Here is a 16,944-nt window from a genome sequence, read left to right as displayed (position 1 = left end):
CTCCACGTAAGGGGACTATCAAGGTCACCGAGGGCGCGTTGGCGAGCGTGTCCCGTCGCACCGTGCACGGGATGTCTTTCGAACAAGACTCGCTACGATCCTCAAGCTCGCCGAGGCCGCCGAGAAAAGCTGCGTCGCGTTGACGGCTAAAACCAGCTGCCGAAACTCTCCCTGCGTAAGTTCACCAACGGAAACGAAGTCGCAGACCAACCCAATCCACTGCCGCTTAATCCGCTCCGGCGCCAACATTCGACGATGGCACTCTTAGCCACGATAAGTCGCACCTTGGATCGAAAAACAAGTAGTCGCAAGTCAGTTCTTCACCCGGTTGTACGTCACGGGCTGTGAAAATTCGGCAATGATCGTCTTGGTATGTGTTTGGTTGACTGCTGTGATTCATGAAGCGGGCGTTGTCGGCATTGTACTCTAAAACACCATCATCAACGTCGAGGTCTCTTGGATAGGCATGCTTGTCAAGTAAAGCTTGAAATGTTCGAGGTAAAGTGTCGTACTGTTCGGGTGTCACCGCAATGTCAACGATTGGGTTATGAATCCAAATCAATGCACCTTTAGGCAAAAGAGTAGCAGAGAAAAGTCCAATACCGCCAAACTGGTCTGGCTTCAAAATAGTTTCAACGATCAACACTGACATATCTCCCAAAGTCGCTAGCACCTGCAAGCTAGCTAACCTGAACCGTGCAATCTCCTCCATACATTGGTGGGGTAATCGCGTCGCCGTCACAATCTCGATTTTTCTTCGATCTGTGCATTCGTTTCGGCAGCGGCTGCTACTGATGAGGATCTCGGCTGTCGCTCCACGAGGAGATGCTGCAGAACTGGAGCCAGGGTTCGCCTTCCGCGGCACCGAGGTCATAGAGGTGCTGGTAAGGTGCAACAAAGTGAGATTCCCGGTAACGATCCGCGTCGATCAAGCCGGCGAGTTCGTGTCGCGCGATCTGGACCTGTGGGCCTACCAGCGCGGCGTCGCCCTGGACTTCTCGCGGCCCGGAAAGCCGACCGAACAACGCGTTCATTGAGGCCTTCAACGGCCGCTACCGGGCCGAATGCCTCAACGCGCACTGGTTCCTGTCCTTTGCGGACGCCCAGCGAAAAGTGGAGACTGAACGGCCCCATGGCGCGATGGCAATCGACCGCTGATTTTGCTGCACACCCCCGTCGGCGCAACCAGCCCGCCAACGTGACAGAGGCGCAAAACTCTAGTTCTGAGTGGTCCAAACTTCGGTCTCGCTGCAATACCGAAGCTATGTGGACGGGCTCCCAGCTTGAGATTACCCCTCGGCATCTACATTCTCGGGTGATGAATGAGCCGAACGTCGTTGGGTCCGCCCGGCCCCAGGAGGGCGGTGTAGAGCTCGCCGCGAATGTCGTATTGCTTTACCGGCTGCGCCGCGTCCGGCAAGAGGCCCCAGCGGCCGAGCATCGAGAGCATCGTGTGCGAGGCGGGTTGGGTACCGTGCGAAAAATTCTCGGGAACGGCGAATGATGCAGCATAAACCTCGCGGGTCGCGGGGGACGTCCTCTCGGCCCTGGAGGACGCCGGAGCGGCTTGCTCCATCGAACGTCCAAGCAGCGCTGGTGAGACTCGATTTGCTGGCTGCGCGCTGGACTGCGGAACGTTGTCCAGTCGAGATCCGAGAGAAATGGCAGGGCCTGGCGCATTGAGTGGGGTGCTTGGCCTCATCGCCGCCGCGGGCACGAGTAGGGCCGTGTAGCGGTCATTGTGAACGATAAAGCTGTTGGGTCGGCTGTCCAGGCTCGGCGGGATGCCGCTACCGTGAAGCGCAGCTGACGCGTGCTGGTCGCCCTGCCGGAAATTGAAGGGGCGAACGACCGCTCCTAAATTCAGGGTCTGCTGATGGCGCGCGGTTGGCTCGATAGACGATGATGGGCCGGCGTCTTGCACCATTGCCCACAGCTGATCCTGATCGTAATCTTCCTCAAGAAGGACCAATGGCGAACTGTCCGCTGGCCCGAAAGGCGACGGTGCGCCCGCGCTTTCCATCAGCACACGAGCCATTGAATTGCCCGGCTCGCTCAGCTGGCGCTCAATGGCCTCCAGTTCCGGCTGGCTTAGCGTCCTCTGCCTCTTCGCAGGCCTCAACTGCTCGCTGTAATCCTCACCCATAAAGGGCGCGTGACTTGAAAGGGGGGCGCTCCCGGTCAGTTCGTTCGGAGCCGGCTGGTAGCCGTCGCTCCAGTTGAACTGACGAACGGCTTCTCCGGGATCCGGTGCTTGGTGGTCGTGCGCGGTTGGCCTGAGAGACGATGCTAGGAGGGCTTCGCCGATCATCCCTCGCAGCGAATCCTGATCGTGACCTTCCGCACTCAGCTCGCTCGGCCAACTCGAAGCTTCCCGCGCACTCTGCTGCGTAGCGACGTGCCCGTCGCCTCTGGTGACTGCGTTTTCGGGATGAGGACCGCTGGCTCCAAATTCCGCCTCGGTGAGTCTACGGTCTTCGTCAGCCAGATGAGGAGAGTAGCGATCTGGAGACACAGGACCCCCTGCGACGGCTGTGGTATCAAGCTGCGGGACTTCATCCAAGTACGGCTCAAACTCCGCTTGCTGCTGTTGCCGTTGTGTCACCGCGGCGTTGTAAGCAGCGAAATCCCGGTCGAATGGGTTGATGCGGTTAAATGGGTCCATATCCCCTCCGTTTGAGTCGGTTCGCTATCCTGAGCAGATTCGCGCTCTGGTTCTCTCTCTATTAGGATCAGCTGTCGGCAAGCTGACGCGCCTAGAGACTCGCGTGAGCCAAATTGGCCAGCCCGGCTCCCACACTCGAGGGACGCGCCAGGATGCCGCGTCGAGCGATGCGCTCTGGCGATCAAGGCCCGCCAATGGCGCGCCGACCAACGGGCGGACGGCTGGTTTGGCATCGCAGTCGCGAAGACACTGGGCCTGTACCGACAAGCGGGATGGGCCCAAGGTCGTGGCGCTCCTCAAGAGAGGGCGGGAAACGGGCGCTTTGGTCGAGGTCGAGTGGTCCGACGAGCGCCGCAAGCCGAAGAAGTTCATTGAGGCCGCCGAGCACGATTAGGAGCGCTGGCTGCTCCAATTGCTCCAGTTGACCGGAGCAGAACCGGAGCAACTGGCGCACCTGATCTGCTCCGCTCCAGTTAAATCCCTCTAGGGGTTAACTGGAAGCGGAGCAACAGATCGGCGGTCGGAATGATTGGAGCAGAACGGGGAGTCGGAGTGAGAAAATCAACGCGGGACGGCGCTGGCGGCGTCACCTCGCAACTTTGGACTAGATCGAACCCATGTGACCAACCTGAACCTGATCGAACTGTACCTCCGCCAGTTCGCTTCGAAGTACGCTGATGCGCCCGGCGCGCAGCACCTCGTCCGAGCTGGCCCGGACGGCAAAGGCAATCCCAGCGGTCCTTCTAGCCAGCCTGACGACCAAGCTCGCCGGGCTCGTCCCCCACGTGGTCAACTGGAACTTGGAGACGCTCGCCGAGGAGATTGCAGAGGGCCATACCAACTACGGCGACGCGACCGGGTTCGCGCAGGTGCTGGTGCGGGACTTGGAGTAGCCTGAGCTGCTCGAGCTGGCGGCGAGCATGGCGGGGCGCTGGGAGCAATAGGTAGTCCGAACCGACTTCCGTCGCCCCTTGCCCCTTTAGGCAGCTTGGTGATGTAGAGCACGGCGGACAGCGGGCTCTCTCTCCAGCCACCGTAAGGCTAAACCCACAAGCTCGGTGTAAGTATCGTGCTCGTCGGCTTCCTTGGTTTGGATGTACTCAATCAATTGCTTGGTGCGCCTGTAGGCGTCACCCAATTCCCTAGACCAGAAATTAAAGCAAACATGATCGTCGAACACATCGTTCTTAACGCCGACGGCCATAAGTTCATGCAGATTTAGATAGTCTCTGATATGCCAATATCCTGGAGCGGAGACAAAATCGGCGCACGGTTTTCTCGCCTTTAGGTGGGTATCGAGCACCGCGACCGCATCGGTGAACTTCTTGTGTGAAGCGAGCGTGTCTCGATCCATCTCAGTCTTTGCGAAGAAGTCCATTGCGGCCCGCTTTCGCGCGATCTCGCGCTGACTGCTAATGGACACCATAGCTGCAATCAACGCCCCACCGGCGATCAAAGCCGTAAGCCACTGCGGAACTGTTCCCCAATCAAACATCTCGCCCTCAGATGACATATAAAAAATAGGTAATCCAACGAACAGCCAAGCGGTGAATGCAAGCAAAGTCGCGCAGACCACCTTGTCTTCGGGAGACGTTGGCATTACCGGTGCCGAAATTCTCGTCGGTCTCACGTTGTTCTCAATCCGTAGTACGTCTGCCTCGATAGTAATCTCAGCTTGTTGATGAAGGAAGCGACAAGGCCTTTGGAGTCCTCACCGACATAATCGTATCTCAGGATGAGCCCCAGTGAGGCAGCGGGTCCTGTGGCTTCGGACAATGTGGGTCTGGCTGCAATGTAACCTAATGCGGCTCGGGTGCAAGCTAGCGCGATTCCAGCATCAGCCCGGGCTTAAGCAAGGGAAGCTACTACTGCCGCTTATGCCGCTCACCGAGTCGACTTCAACTATCAAGAAAGCTACCTAGAGGCCGGAACTAGTGCCGCTGTGGGTCTTTATTGACGCTAAGACGATTTTGAGCCGCGCGACCGTGGCCAACTCAGGCACTGTCGAGGGAGAGAGTGGCGATGGCGAATGAACAGGTGCTTTCGACCGGATCGATGAGATTGAACTCAACAGTCGGCGGCGGTCATAGTTGAGTTGAGCAGGCCGATGACGAGATTACCGTTGTTTTCGCAAGCTTGGTAGGCGTTCACTTTCAGCTAACGCCAGATCAGGCGCTCAATCTTCTCGTGCCTTGGCTGTTGCCGCAGAGGATGCGGAGCGAATTCCCACATCAACCGAGGCGCGGCCCATATGTCGCATGGTCGGCCCGGAACGAGCGAAAAGCTGCAGAATTTGAGGAAATCCTGCTGCCGTCTCGCGAATACAACCACAACACTGACGGTTTATGCTAAATCCCGATCTACTGTTTCTGGTCCTGGGTGGTCTTACGCTCGGAGGCTTTGTTGGCACCCTGATTAAAGCTCTGATCGGCCGCCGGGAGCTACGCGACCGTGGATGATGCCCTCAGCAGGGCTTGAACCTACCCACGAGACGTAGAAACTCCCCGCTCTTTCCACTGAGCTAAGGGGGCTCATGACAGAGGTGAAAATCACGGCCAACCGATCGGACGAAGAAATCTGGCGCATCGAGCGCCTCGAGGAAGTCCGCGATAGTATCCTCGACGCCGCTGCCAAGGCGTTCGTGGTCGACGATTTCAAGACGGATCAGCTTCGGGCAGGGCGAGCGAAACCGATATCGTAGTGGGCGATTACGTGGTTGAAAAGCCGCCGCTCCTCATTGCCTCGGCACTGGTTCGGGCGAGCCCCTAGTTGTCGGGCTTCAGAAGGGCAAATTCCACACGAAATAGAGAAGCGCAGCAATGGCCCCCCAGAAAAGTATGCCGCGGAAGATGAAAGCGAGCGCCATGTTAATCGCCGTCCCGCCCAAGCCGCTGCGCCATGGCGATTCCATCGATCGCGTCTGCCAGTCCTTCTAAGAAAACCCCATACCATGCATCATCATCGGGAAGTTCCCACTCTCGTAGGCTGCCGACGTAACGGGTCAGAGCAATAACGCCCGCGATCGTCGTTGGCCTTGAGCGGATGAGCACATTCGCATGCTCCGCGAGAGCATGGTTCCTTTGACTGCTGATTTCGTCGGCGGCATCAAACTCGGGCCCATCGAGCTTCGCCGATACTGATAAGGCCATATCGTAATGCGCCGACAGCTCGCGATGACGCTCAATTACTACGAAGGTGAGATCCCGATCGGCTGCAGCAGTCGACTGGGTGGAAATTTCCTGCGTTGACAATGTTGGCCCCGAGCAAGTAGCGGACCTATGTTAGCATCGCGGTCATGATGATAATCAGCGTAGAGGGTCCTTCATCTGCGGTATTTCTGCTCGATCGATTGGGCATTCAGACGAGCTCACCGGCTCCATTTGGAGATCTAGACGTTTCGGGGATAAGCGCGCGCCTTACTCGCGCCGGAAATCGGCTCGGCTGCAATTGTTCCCCGCGTAAAGCTGCATATTTTGCGCGAATCAAAGATTGTTATCACGCATCGGCTGCGCTTGGATAGGCTTGCACATTTGAAAGGGGCGGACGAAATATGAAGTTGATTGCAATAGTTGCCGGTCTGTTGCTGCTCGGCGTGATCGGACAAGCAAACGCACGCGGAGGACGTGGCGGGCGCGTCAGCTACGGCGGCGGACATCACACTACCAGTCATGGCGGCAGCTATTTGGGCGGATCCGGCTCATCACACCGTGGTGGGACTTATCTCAATTCGCGAACTGGCAACCGTTACGGGACTCATCGATAACGAGCGAAGAGGCAGGACCCGAGGCGCGGCCATTCGATGGGCCTTTTAACGCGTGGGCAACAATGGAGCCGACGTTTCGGGCTGCCGCCGGTCCCGCCGACATTTTTCATCCTTATTGCGACATGCCTGAAGACGGCATCGAGGTACTGGCCTACGACTACGTTGAGGCCTTCCCAGAAAAGTTCAGGGCTTTTTGGCCGAGCGAACGCGCCCGCGCGATCTCTACGATGTCGTGAATCTTTATCGAAACGCCGATTGTCGAGCGGACAGAGTGTTGTCTCGACAAGCGGCGTCCCCTAGGGGAGTCATAAAATGATCTCAGGCTAATCGCCTGCCTCCTGGGGCGCGTGCCCAATATCGTTGTGAGGCAGAGACTTACAGTGGCGGCCTCGCGACGTAACGAAAGGAATCAAATTAGAGGCTTTCACCCGTTCTGTCGACGTAAGATAATCTGGACTTCGGCATCGCGCTTGCCGAACTGCAAGCGCGTCGAGATCAGATATATTCACTCGACCTCATGGTATTCGGCCCGGTCGAAAGCCGAGCCGAACAGCGCTGCTGCGGCGTCGTAGAGCGCGACGGTATTAACGGTTGACTGCATGGCGTACCAGGCGCGCAATGCCTCGATCGCCGATGCATGGGCTCGCAACGATTGCGCCGAGGGTTGGCAATCGAGCACCTCCAGCTTGGTTGCCTCCCGCTTCGCGCCGCTCTCGAGGATATTCCGATCGACTGTCATTTCTCCGCCTTCACCGTCCTAGTTGGTCCGCCAGAATCTATGCGCTCGCTACCAGCCAGCCAGTCTGCGCCGTATTGACGGATCATTTCGCGATGGGACCGTTTGATGAAGGCGCGCTCGACGCAAAAGCCGGCGGTGACTGAACCGGCTAGCGCTAGGCCGCACGCGACGTAATCATCCAGCAAACTCCAAATTATGTTACTGCCGGTGACGACGACAAAAGTGAGTGCCATGACGGTACTGCGAAACGCCCTAGCCATGCTTGTTCCCCAAGCCGATCAGCGAGGGATGTTAGCATTGCAACCAAGACGTTCCGCGGCGTTTAACGGGCAGGATCCGTCGTATTTCTGCTGGATCAGCTTGTGGTCGCGCGCGGCGAGACGGCCCTCAGCGGTGCGCCAGTTCGCGCGAGGGGCTCTAGAAGGCGTTCCGCGCTCATCGAACCTCTCGCCGGCTTGAACTGCCTGCGACGATGCCATGTAGCAGCAGGTCAGACGAACGACCCCAGAGAAGTGGTGGCGGACGAAGTCGAAAAGCCGGTTGCTTCGAGGAAAGCAAGATCAGACACTTCCCAACGCTGCCGGCGCAGCGCCTATCGCACCGCCGTTCGGCCAGTCGAGAGACAAGTCGTCGGTGCCATGGGAGATTCCGAAAGATCGCGGCAATGTCTCGTTATTCTGCAGCGAGCTGTCGTCTGTCTGAGGCAGCCCTCAAGAACAAGATCGCCGCGTCTGTGACGAGCGGCGCGATCAATAGAGCATTTGAACCAGCTACTGATGCAAACGCGCGAGCAGTTGGCCAGGATCGCGCCTTCTTTGCGGAGCTGGCTTCGCGGGGCCTGAACATGCGCCTGCATTGATCATCTCCTACTATGGCGCTCCGCGATGCTGCTTTCTTGACTTACCCAATGTTACCCAACTTCGGTCTGAATGGGTGCATATCGGCAGAAAATGACGGTTAGCGTTCCCAGCACTCGCGGCCCCAGATGAGGAGGGCACGTGATTTGCGGGCCAATGAGCCCCGAAGGAGGGACTAATGCCAAGGACGCCAGCCGCTTTGTGCGGCCATTCGGCTCATTTTGTCAAAACCGCTCTGATTTGCTCAACGCTCTTGGCCGGTGCGGCCGCATCTTTCGGCCACGCCAAAGCGGAGGATATCAATTGGCGCCAGTTCGAGGGCGCTTCGATTGTGTGGGCATACGACATCCATCCGTATGCTGACGCAGTCGCAGCACAGCTGCCTGAGTTCGAGAAGTTGACAGGCATCAAGGTGACGCCCGAGCTTTATCCGGACGACGCCTACTGGAATAAGCTGACCATCCAGCTGAGCACAAAGTCGCCCTCGTGGGACGTCGTGGGCACCGGGATTCAGCCGGCTTGGGATCTCGCGCCCGGTCAACTGCTCGAGCCGCTCGATCGATACCTGAACGATCCCAAGCTCACCTCGGCAAGCTATGATTACAAGGACTTCTTCCCCGCACTACGTGATGCGCTGACATGGGAGATCAAGGGCGAGCAGATCGAGGCCGGCCGGGGACAGGTGTGGGCCATCCCGCACGGTTTCGAAAACATTCAATTGTTCTACCGGAAGGACATTCTCGACAAGCACGGCATCAAGGTCCCGACGACTCCGCCGGAAATGTCCGCCGCATGCGAAAAGCTGAAATCTGCCGATCCCGGGATCACACCTCTGGGCGTGCGGGGAGTGCGCTTTTGGAGCAGCATCCACACGGCCGCAATCTCGATCGCCAAGTCCTATGGTGTGCACGACTTCGTCGTCAAGGACGGCAAGCTGGAAACCGGTCTCGATTCGCGCGAGTCGATCGCCTTCCACAAGGACTATGTGGAGATGATCAAGAAGTGCGCTGCTCCATCCTTTGCCAACGACAACTGGTATCAGGTGGTCGATGGCATCAATTCGGGCCGGACCGCGATGGCGATCGATTCCAACATGTTCGGGTTCTGGAACGACGTTGCGGGCAAGCCCGCTTCGGGCAAGATCGCATTCGCTCATCCGCTGCGCGCTCCGAATGGCAAGAATTTTGAATCGAACATCTGGATCTGGTCCCTGGCCATCAATGCTGCCTCCCAGAAAAAGGGAGCGGCCTGGCTGTTCATTCAGTGGGCGACGTCAAAGCAGGTCGAGCTGAACGGAGCCGTCGCCGGGAAGCTCGTCAACTCTCCGCGCGCTTCGACCTGGAGCGACAAGGCTTGGCTCGACTATGCGGCCAAACCCGAATTCACGAACTTCGTGGATACCTTCAAAAGCGTGCAGGACAGGGCAGCGCTCGCCTTTACGCCGCGCGTAGGGTTTGCCGAGGCAATGAACGCCTGGGCGGTCGCCATGCAGAAAATGGTCAATGGCGCGGACGTGAAGGCGACGTTGACCGACCTCGCCTCCGAGATCCGCTCTTCCATGTAAGGCGATCGGGGGGCGGCATAAGGGTTTGCCGCCCCACCACGCCCGAGTATCTTTTGAGAAGTGAGCAATGGACCTTCGAGGCACCGACGCAACCGTAACGTTACAATCATCGGCAGGCCAACTGGCGCCATCCAAAAACGAGCAGGTGCAAAGCGCCGAGGAGCATGCGCTCGACTGGTGGAGCCTTGCTGGGATTGCGCCCGCCATCATCATCCTGCTTGGATTTCTCTTTCTGTTCTTCTATGGGGTCTTTCAATCGCTGACCGATCTCAAGTTTGGTCGTCCTCTGGTTCGCTTCATTGGATTCACCAACTATGAAGTGGCGATCAAGACCCAGGATTTCTGGAATAGCGTGCGGGCGACTATGGCGTATGCCTGCTCCGCGGTGCTCGCGGAAGCGTTGTTCGGGCTTGCGCTTGCCAAATTGTTCGCAAGTGGGGTGTTCCTTGCCCGGCTGATGCGACCCGTCATTCTCCTTCCGTTGGTTCTGCCGCCAATGAGCGTCGCCTTGATGTGGACCACAATGATGGATCCGCAGAATGGAATCCTGAACTATTTGCTCTCGCTTATTGGGATCAGCCGGTTCGCATGGATTTCAGACGCCAGCACGGCGATGTTCTCGCTGGTTCTCATCGACATATGGACTTATACGCCATTTTTCGCGCTGATCATCTTCGCCGGCTTGCAGGGCATCAACGATGAGATCAGAGAAGCTGCGCGGGTCAATGGGGCGAAGGGTTGGACAACGTTCCTCCATATAGAGCTTCCGCTCATTGCGCCATACATCCTGATCGCCGCGGTATTTCGGCTGATCGAATCGCTCAATCAGTTCGACATCATCTTCGGAACGACCCAGGGCGGCCCGGGTGACAGTACTTCCGTGCTCTCGGTCCGCGCCTATATCACGGCCTTTCAAAATCTTGCCTTCGGGCGTGGTGCAGCGCTCATGGTTATCAACTGGTTGCTCGTGCTTCTCGGGACTTTGGCCATGGTGAAATTATGGCGCTCGGTCCGGCAGCGTGTCAGCTAGAGGAGGCTTGAGATGCGTTTAAATCGCTCAACGCCGGCAAGCTTGTTCCTCAATCTGCTGGTCGTTGCCTGTACGCTGATCCTGACATTTCCGCTGGTCTGGATCGTGATGATGTCGCTGAAGCAGCAGGCCGAGGTCATGACCTGGCCGCCGCGCTTCAGCTTCACGCCGACTTTCGAAAACTTCCGCGTTTTGTTCGATGCAGCCCAGGCCGGGGCAACAAGCTACGGCACCATCAAGGTTGATTTCCTGACGCCGGTCATCAATAGCGTTGCGATCTCGCTTGGTGCGGTGCTCGTTTCGCTGATCGCCGGGGTGCCTGCAGGCTACGTCCTGGCGAGGCGCGATATCCCGATGAAGGAGGACATCGCATTCTTCATTCTGGGCTTTCGCTTCGCGCCGACGCTCCTTGTCGTCATACCTCTGTTCAGTGTGTTCCAGACAGTCGGTCTTTATGACACCTATTTCGGTATGATCTGGGTCTATCAGGTCGTCACGCTGCCGATGATCATCTGGCTGAGCCGTTCATATATCGAGGACATCCCAAAGGACATTGAGGAGGCGGCGGCCATGGATGGTGCAAAACCATTCCAGGTTGTCTGGCATATCGTCCTTCCGCTTCTAAAGCCCGGCTTGATAGGCGCTTCATTGCTCATTTTCCTGCTTGCGTGGCACAACTTCGCTCTCGGCCTGATCCTCAGTTCGACGAAAGCACCGGTCACCGTCGCCCTCCTCAAGCTGCTCAATCCGGGCGTTCAGTTCTATCCGGTCATGGCTGCGGGTCTGGTGGTGACCATGATTGTGCCGGTCGTGCTGATCATCCTTGGCCAGCGTCATCTCGAACGTGGTCTTACCTTCGGGGCCGTGAAATGAGCCCGAGGCCATTGATGTTTTTTGGAACGACCAATCTCGACCTCTGTTTCAACGTCGAGCGGCTTCCAACGCCCGGTGAAAGCCTGATGGGATGCTTGAAGCGGCATGCGGGAGGCAAGGGGGCCAATCAGGCGGTCGCCGCCGCTCGATTGGGCCTTCGGCCGAGCTTTTACACCCGGCTTGGCGATGACGACGACGGTCGATCGTTGCTGCAAGCGCTGCGTGAGGCAGGTGTCGGTCTCGATGCAGTGGCGGTGTGCCCAGGGGAGATATCGGGTTCAGCTCTCGTCCTGGTCGGTGATGATGGCTCCAACATGATCGTGATAGACCCCGGAGCCAACGCAAATGTCACATCAAGCATGGTCGAAAAGGCCGCCGAATTCATTGAGCGGGACGCAATTGTCGTTGCCGAGATGGGCATGCCGGTCGGCGCCCTCAATCACCTCTTTGCAATGAAGAGCGCCAAGGGATTCGAGCTCATTTTCAATCCGGCCCCCGTGAGGGCCGGCCTATCGGCGGCGGCGTGGAGGAGTGTTGATTTCGTCACTCCAAACCAGACCGAGGCTTTCGAGCTCACCGGCGTCGAGGTGCGCGACTTCGACAGCGCCGCTCATGCGGCCGGAAAGCTCCTTGATCTCGGCCCGAGAGCAGCCCTGATCACGCTTGGCGCGCAAGGGGCCTACTACGCCGATGCTGGCGCGTCTTTTGCGCTCCGGGCATTTCCTGTGAAGGTCGTCGATACGACCGCCGCAGGCGATGCCTTCAATGGAGCCTTCGCAGCCTCTCTTGCTCAGCGGCTACCGATACGGCAAGCCGTCAAGAAGGCCCTTGCGGTGGCAGCGCTGTGTGTAACGCGACGTGGCGCGCAAAAAGCAATGCCAACCAGCGAAGCCGTCGACGAGTTTCTCAAATCTCAAACTATCCTGGAGTTGGAATGACCGAACAGTTCTCAGTTGCAGATAGGACCGTGCTCGTGACCGGTGCGGGTGGAGGCATTGGCTCAGCCATTGCCAATGCTTTCCGTCAAGGCGGCGCGAACGTCCTGGCAACCGACGCAAATGTGGAAAACCTCCGGGACATTCTGACGCGATTGCGGTACGGCAACGGCATCCTGCCGATGAGCATGGATGTGTCACGAGAAGACGATGTCGGCAGGGTGCTTGATGAGATCGCCAAGCGCTTCGGTAGGCTCGATGTCCTGATCAACAACGCTGGGATAAAATCGGCTCAGCCGCTTCTGACCGGCAATGCCGATCGAATCGAGAAAACCATTCAGATCAATTCCGTCGCAGTGCTTCGTTGTGCCAAGCTGGCGATCGAGCGCTTCATGAAGAGCAAGGGTGGCCGCATCGTCAATGTCGGGTCCTCGTTGTCATCTCAAGGCGCGGTTTTCAACTACCAGGCTGGCGGTGCCGACTATTGCTTGTCAAAAGCCATCGTGCACGATGTGACAAAGCTGCTCGCTTATGAATGTGCTCCGCTCAAGATCAACGTCAATGCAATTGCACCCGGGATTATCGACACGCCCATGCATGGGCGTCCACGGGAGGAGACCGAAGCGCGCCATAGTGGCCGAATTCCACTCGGTCGGGTCGGATCGCCGGAGGATATCGCAGGCCTCGCGGTGTTCCTGGCGAGCCCCGCAGCCTCCTACATGACCGGGCAGATTGTCCATGTGAATGGCGGGATGCTGATGAATGGCTAGCACCGGCGCCAACATCAACTGGCCGCCAATAGAAGGAATCATCTCCGACCTGGATGGCGTCGTTTATCGTGGCAGCACCGCCATTGCGGATGCCATAGAAGCGTTCACGCGATGGCAGAAGGCCGGCGTGCCGTTCTGTTTTGTGACGAATAATTCCACACATACCCCTGAGGACGTCGTCCTAAAACTGACTGGATTTGGGCTTGCAATCGCGCCGTCACAGGTCGTAACAAGCGCCGTCACGGCTGCAGAACTCATTCGAACGAATTATCCGCAATTGACGCGAGTCTTTGTCGTCGGCGCTCCGTCGCTTGTCACGGCCATGCGCGATGTCGGGCTCGAGGTCACTGAGCGAACCCCCGAAGTTGTTGTGATGGGGCTTGACCGGGATATCACGCACGAGAAGATGAAAATTGCCGTTGAGGCGATCCTCAATGGCGCTGTCTTCATCGGAACTAATCCCGATCTTCTGTTACCGACGGCCAGCGGGTTCGAACCCGGGGCTGGTGCGACGATTGCAGCTGTGGCTGCCGCGACTCAAGTACAGCCTTCGATCGTCGGAAAGCCGCAAGTGCCCATGATCGAGACAGCGCTCTCACGCCTCGGTACGAACCGCGCTTCGACGATTATGATTGGAGACCAGGTTCCTACGGATATTCAGGCCGGAAAGAGGGCGGGGCTCGTTACGGTGCTTGTTACAACCGGCGTGCCGATGCGTCAGGACCCGTCCCTGATGGCCCCCGACTTCATCGTATCGAGCTTGCGCGACGTTGAGGTAAGTGCCGCTCGCGCGGCTCGCCCGCACCAGAGGAGGGCATAATGGCCGATGTTCGCCTGGAAGGTCTGAAGAAGGCCTATGGGACGATCGAGATCCTGCGCAATATCGACCTTGCGATTGATCACGGCGAATTTGTCGTCTTTGTCGGTCCATCCGGGTCAGGCAAATCCACGCTTTTGCGCATGATTGGCGGGCTTGAGCCCATCAGCGGTGGGCGGCTCCTCATCGACAATGAGCTCGTCAACGACATTGATGCGGCCGATCGCAACCTCGGCATGGTCTTTCAAAGCTACGCTCTCTATCCGCATATGACGGTCAGGGAGAATCTGGCCTTTCCGCTGCGCATGGCGAAAGCCTCGAAAGCTGAGATCGCCGCCAAGGTAGCCAAAACAGCGTCGCTCTTGCAGATCGACCATCTATTGGATCGCAAGCCTCGACAGCTTTCAGGCGGGCAACGCCAGCGCGTCGCAATCGGGCGCGCCATCATGCGAGAACCAAAAGTGTTCCTGTTCGATGAGCCCCTGTCCAATCTGGACACCGACTTGCGCGTGCAAATGCGGGTTCAGATCGCCAAGCTCCACAAGCAGCTCGGAAATACCATGATCTACGTGACGCATGACCAGGTCGAGGCGATGACCATGGCTGACAAGATCGTCGTGCTCAAGGACGGCAACATCGAACAGGTCGGCAGCCCGCACGATCTCTATCACAATCCCGCCTCGCGCTTTGTGGCAGGATTCATCGGCTCGCCCAAGATGAACTTCCTGGGCGGCAGCGTCGAGGCAGCTCATCAACATGGCATGGACGTCCGCTTGGACGCCGGTCCTACGATCTCCGTTCCGATCCAGCCGGACCAGATGCTGGTTGGCAAGCCGGTCACTGTTGGAATTCGCCCGGATGACTTCTCCTCGTCAAGGCCCGGGCAGCAGGAGATCTCGATTGAACTTGGAGTCGATTTCGTCGAGCATCTCGGCAGCGTCACGTACATCTACGGTAATGCCGGAAACGAAGCTCTCGTCGCCAGGGCGCCACAATCCGGTTGGCCCAAAGGCGCCTCCAAGCTCACCCTCACCGCCGCTCCAGCCGATTGCCACTTGTTCATGAGCAATGGAAAGGCGGTACGGCGGTTGCACGCACCGGCGAGTTGGAGCTAGTCTTCACGTAGAGCCGTGCGATGATGCGCGGCCCAGGATTGACAGGCGGACGGCTGAGGTGAAGGGAGCCGGTATCAGGCAGTTCTTCCGCAATTCCCGTTCGTTTGTCCTTGGTGCGGGGATCGGGTCGGGCATGACCGCCAGGGCCGCCGAGCGGGCGGGGGCCGATTTTGTGCTCGCGCTCAATGCGGGCCGTTTTCGAGCCATGGGTGGGGCCTCACCTGCCTCGATCCTCCCAATCCGCAACAGTAACGAATTCGTGGCAAGCTTCGGACGGACCGAAATCCTGCCCAGCACGAAGCTGCCGGTCTTCTTCGGCGCGTGTACCTTCGACCCCGAGCTCGATCTTGATCGTTGGCTCGATCGGATCATCAAATGGGGATTTGCCGGTGTGACCAACTTCCCATCGGTCATTCACATCGACGATGAGCGCCGGTCATTGCTCGAGAAGTGTGGTCTTGGTTACTCCAGGGAAATCGAGTTCCTCGTGAAAGCTGCTAAACGCGGCCTGATGACGATTGCCTATACGCGCAGTCAATCCGAGGCGCGTCGAATGGTCGAAGCGGGCGCCGAGGCCATTTGCATCAACTTCAATCTAAACCGCGCGGTTGAAAGCGAGTCCGAGCCGTCGATCAGCCTGTCTGAACTTGCAGCCCGTACGAATGCCGTTGCGCGCGTTGCTCAATCCGTCAACAAGAGCACCATCTGCCTGCTTGGTGGGGGCCCGATCACAAAGCCGGACGAACTCCTCGACATCTGTCGCGAGACCGGAATCCAGGGATTCATAGGAGGCTCTTCGCTGGACCGCGTGCCTCTGGAGATGTCGGTCCTCGAGGTGACGTCGGGCTTCAAGACCATCCACCTGCTGCGCGAAAAGGTGGATCTACTCGAACGGCAGCTGCAGTTGAGTGGTTTCAGGCACGGCGTGATCGCGCAGTCCTCGGCAATGAAGCGCATCCTCGAGATCACCAAACGCGTTGCGGCGACCCCCCGCCCGGTCCTCATCTGGGGAGAGGCTGGCTCTGGCAAGCGTAGAATAGCAACCCTGGTTCACGCGTTTAGCGACCGCAGGCACGCCAAGGCGGCGTTGTTTCATTGCCGCCCTGGTCCGGCGATGGATATACTTGGCCCGTTGTTCGGTGCCGAGCGTCTTGAGAGCGGCAGACGGCAATTGTCACTCCTGGAGGCGTCGAGTGAAGGTGCCGTCGTACTATTGCATGTCGAGCAACTTTCGCGCGATGGACAGGAGCGCCTTGCCGATTACCTCGAGACAGGCGGATTTACCCCTCTGAACGGGGTAACTGTCATGCGTTCCAATGCCCGGATCATTGCGACCGCGACCGTGGCCCGAGGCGCAGGCCTTGAAACGGTTCTGTGCGCGCGGCTTCTCGACCTTTTTACCGGGCTGGATGTCCAATTACCTTCGCTACCCGACAGGCTTGAAGATCTGCCGCAACTCGTTCAACACTTCACCGTCGAAGCCAAAGGAGATTCCAGCGCCCAGACGCTCACGATAGAAAACTCTGCATTCCTTGCGCTCGCCGGGCACGATTGGCCAGGCAATTTGCGCGAGTTGCGGCAGGTCGTGAACCAGCTCGTGACGCTGCCATCAAGTCACATCACCGGTGAGGTGCTAAAGCCGTTGTTGGAGCCACCTTCAGGCGCACGGCCCGCGGCCTCGCTGTCCGAGCGAGACTGGATTATCGAGGGCCTGAAGAGAAACCGGCTTCACCGCGGCAAGACTGCTCGCTCTCTCGGGCTTTCGCGCAAAACCCTCTACAACAAAATCAAGAAACTGCGGATCCTCGAATAAGGC

The 16,944-nt window shown here is 58.3% G+C and carries 16 protein-coding genes and 1 pseudogene; 12 read left to right on the top strand and 5 right to left on the bottom strand.

The features are described 5' to 3' along the window. Positions 1 to 226: 226 nt before the first annotated feature. Positions 227 to 652 (bottom strand): SET domain-containing protein, encoded by a 426-nt coding sequence (locus tag N2603_RS39950; RefSeq protein WP_260386501.1) that lies wholly within the window; start codon positions 650 to 652, stop codon positions 227 to 229. Positions 653 to 836: 184 nt separating this feature from the next. On the opposite strand from N2603_RS39950, the pseudogene N2603_RS39945 reads away from it, so the two are divergent. Next, positions 837 to 1,202 (top strand): annotated as a pseudogene (locus N2603_RS39945) (integrase core domain-containing protein); the annotation flags it as partial. Positions 1,203 to 1,303: 101 nt separating this feature from the next. On the opposite strand, the gene N2603_RS39940 reads toward N2603_RS39945, so the two are convergent. Continuing rightward, positions 1,304 to 2,665 (bottom strand): hypothetical protein, encoded by a 1,362-nt coding sequence (locus N2603_RS39940; protein WP_260386500.1) that lies wholly within the window; start codon positions 2,663 to 2,665, stop codon positions 1,304 to 1,306. Positions 2,666 to 3,342: 677 nt separating this feature from the next. Between N2603_RS39940 and N2603_RS39935 the strand changes: the two genes are divergently transcribed. Further along, entirely contained in the window at positions 3,343 to 3,558 is a 216-nt protein-coding gene (locus N2603_RS39935) for a hypothetical protein (protein ID WP_260386499.1), read from the top strand. A gap of 86 nt (positions 3,559 to 3,644) precedes the next feature. On the opposite strand, the gene N2603_RS39930 is transcribed toward N2603_RS39935, so the two are convergent. After that, a complete protein-coding gene (locus N2603_RS39930; RefSeq protein ID WP_260386498.1) occupies positions 3,645 to 4,265 on the bottom strand; it encodes a DUF4760 domain-containing protein in 621 nt (206 codons plus the stop codon). Positions 4,266 to 5,198: 933 nt separating this feature from the next. On the opposite strand from N2603_RS39930, the gene N2603_RS39925 reads away from it, so the two are divergent. Then, positions 5,199 to 5,366: a hypothetical protein gene (locus tag N2603_RS39925; protein ID WP_260386497.1), complete on the top strand. Its 168-nt coding sequence runs from the start codon at positions 5,199 to 5,201 to the stop codon at positions 5,364 to 5,366. 166 nt (positions 5,367 to 5,532) lie between these two features. On the opposite strand, the gene N2603_RS39920 is transcribed toward N2603_RS39925, so the two are convergent. Further along, on the bottom strand, positions 5,533 to 5,916 hold the full coding sequence (locus N2603_RS39920; RefSeq protein ID WP_260386496.1) for a hypothetical protein: 384 nt from the start codon (positions 5,914 to 5,916) through the stop codon (positions 5,533 to 5,535). A 574-nt stretch (positions 5,917 to 6,490) separates the two neighbouring features. Between N2603_RS39920 and N2603_RS39915 the strand changes: the two genes are divergently transcribed. Then, positions 6,491 to 6,664 (top strand): hypothetical protein, encoded by a 174-nt coding sequence (locus N2603_RS39915; protein WP_260386495.1) that lies wholly within the window; start codon positions 6,491 to 6,493, stop codon positions 6,662 to 6,664. Between the two features lie 269 nt (positions 6,665 to 6,933). Here the strand turns inward: N2603_RS39915 and N2603_RS39910 are convergent, their stop codons facing one another. Then, positions 6,934 to 7,167: a hypothetical protein gene (locus tag N2603_RS39910; protein ID WP_260386494.1), complete on the bottom strand. Its 234-nt coding sequence runs from the start codon at positions 7,165 to 7,167 to the stop codon at positions 6,934 to 6,936. A gap of 1,035 nt (positions 7,168 to 8,202) precedes the next feature. On the opposite strand from N2603_RS39910, the gene N2603_RS39905 reads away from it, so the two are divergent. From N2603_RS39905 to N2603_RS39870, 8 genes are all read left to right on the top strand, one after another. Then, positions 8,203 to 9,588: an ABC transporter substrate-binding protein gene (locus tag N2603_RS39905; protein ID WP_260386493.1), complete on the top strand. Its 1,386-nt coding sequence runs from the start codon at positions 8,203 to 8,205 to the stop codon at positions 9,586 to 9,588. A 67-nt stretch (positions 9,589 to 9,655) separates the two neighbouring features. After that, on the top strand, positions 9,656 to 10,618 hold the full coding sequence (locus N2603_RS39900; protein WP_260386492.1) for a carbohydrate ABC transporter permease: 963 nt from the start codon (positions 9,656 to 9,658) through the stop codon (positions 10,616 to 10,618). Positions 10,619 to 10,630: 12 nt separating this feature from the next. Further along, complete coding sequence (locus N2603_RS39895; RefSeq protein WP_260386491.1) at positions 10,631 to 11,491, top strand: carbohydrate ABC transporter permease; 861 nt, start codon at positions 10,631 to 10,633, stop codon at positions 11,489 to 11,491. 14 nt (positions 11,492 to 11,505) lie between these two features. Continuing rightward, the gene (locus N2603_RS39890) at positions 11,506 to 12,429 is read left to right on the top strand and encodes a ribokinase (protein ID WP_260386490.1); all 924 of its coding nucleotides are present in this window, start codon (positions 11,506 to 11,508) and stop codon (positions 12,427 to 12,429) included. After that, positions 12,426 to 13,196 (top strand): SDR family NAD(P)-dependent oxidoreductase, encoded by a 771-nt coding sequence (locus N2603_RS39885; protein WP_260386489.1) that lies wholly within the window; start codon positions 12,426 to 12,428, stop codon positions 13,194 to 13,196. The genes N2603_RS39890 and N2603_RS39885 overlap by 4 nt, the downstream gene beginning before the upstream one ends. After that, positions 13,189 to 14,016, top strand: coding sequence for an HAD-IIA family hydrolase (locus N2603_RS39880; protein WP_260386488.1), 828 nt, complete (start codon positions 13,189 to 13,191; stop codon positions 14,014 to 14,016). Before N2603_RS39885 ends, N2603_RS39880 begins: the two co-directional genes overlap by 8 nt. Next, positions 14,016 to 15,128: an ABC transporter ATP-binding protein gene (locus N2603_RS39875; protein ID WP_260386487.1), complete on the top strand. Its 1,113-nt coding sequence runs from the start codon at positions 14,016 to 14,018 to the stop codon at positions 15,126 to 15,128. The genes N2603_RS39880 and N2603_RS39875 overlap by 1 nt, the downstream gene beginning before the upstream one ends. A 133-nt stretch (positions 15,129 to 15,261) precedes the next feature. Continuing rightward, positions 15,262 to 16,941 carry a phosphoenolpyruvate hydrolase family protein gene (locus tag N2603_RS39870; RefSeq protein WP_260386486.1) on the top strand — a complete coding sequence of 560 codons (1,680 nt, stop codon included), beginning with the start codon at positions 15,262 to 15,264 and terminating at the stop codon, positions 16,939 to 16,941. Positions 16,942 to 16,944: the final 3 nt, after the last annotated feature.

This window comes from Bradyrhizobium huanghuaihaiense (assembly GCF_025200885.1).
In the GTDB taxonomy this organism is placed as follows: Bacteria; Pseudomonadota; Alphaproteobacteria; order Rhizobiales; family Xanthobacteraceae; genus Bradyrhizobium; species Bradyrhizobium huanghuaihaiense.
This window is presented reverse-complemented; position numbering and strand designations above follow the sequence as displayed.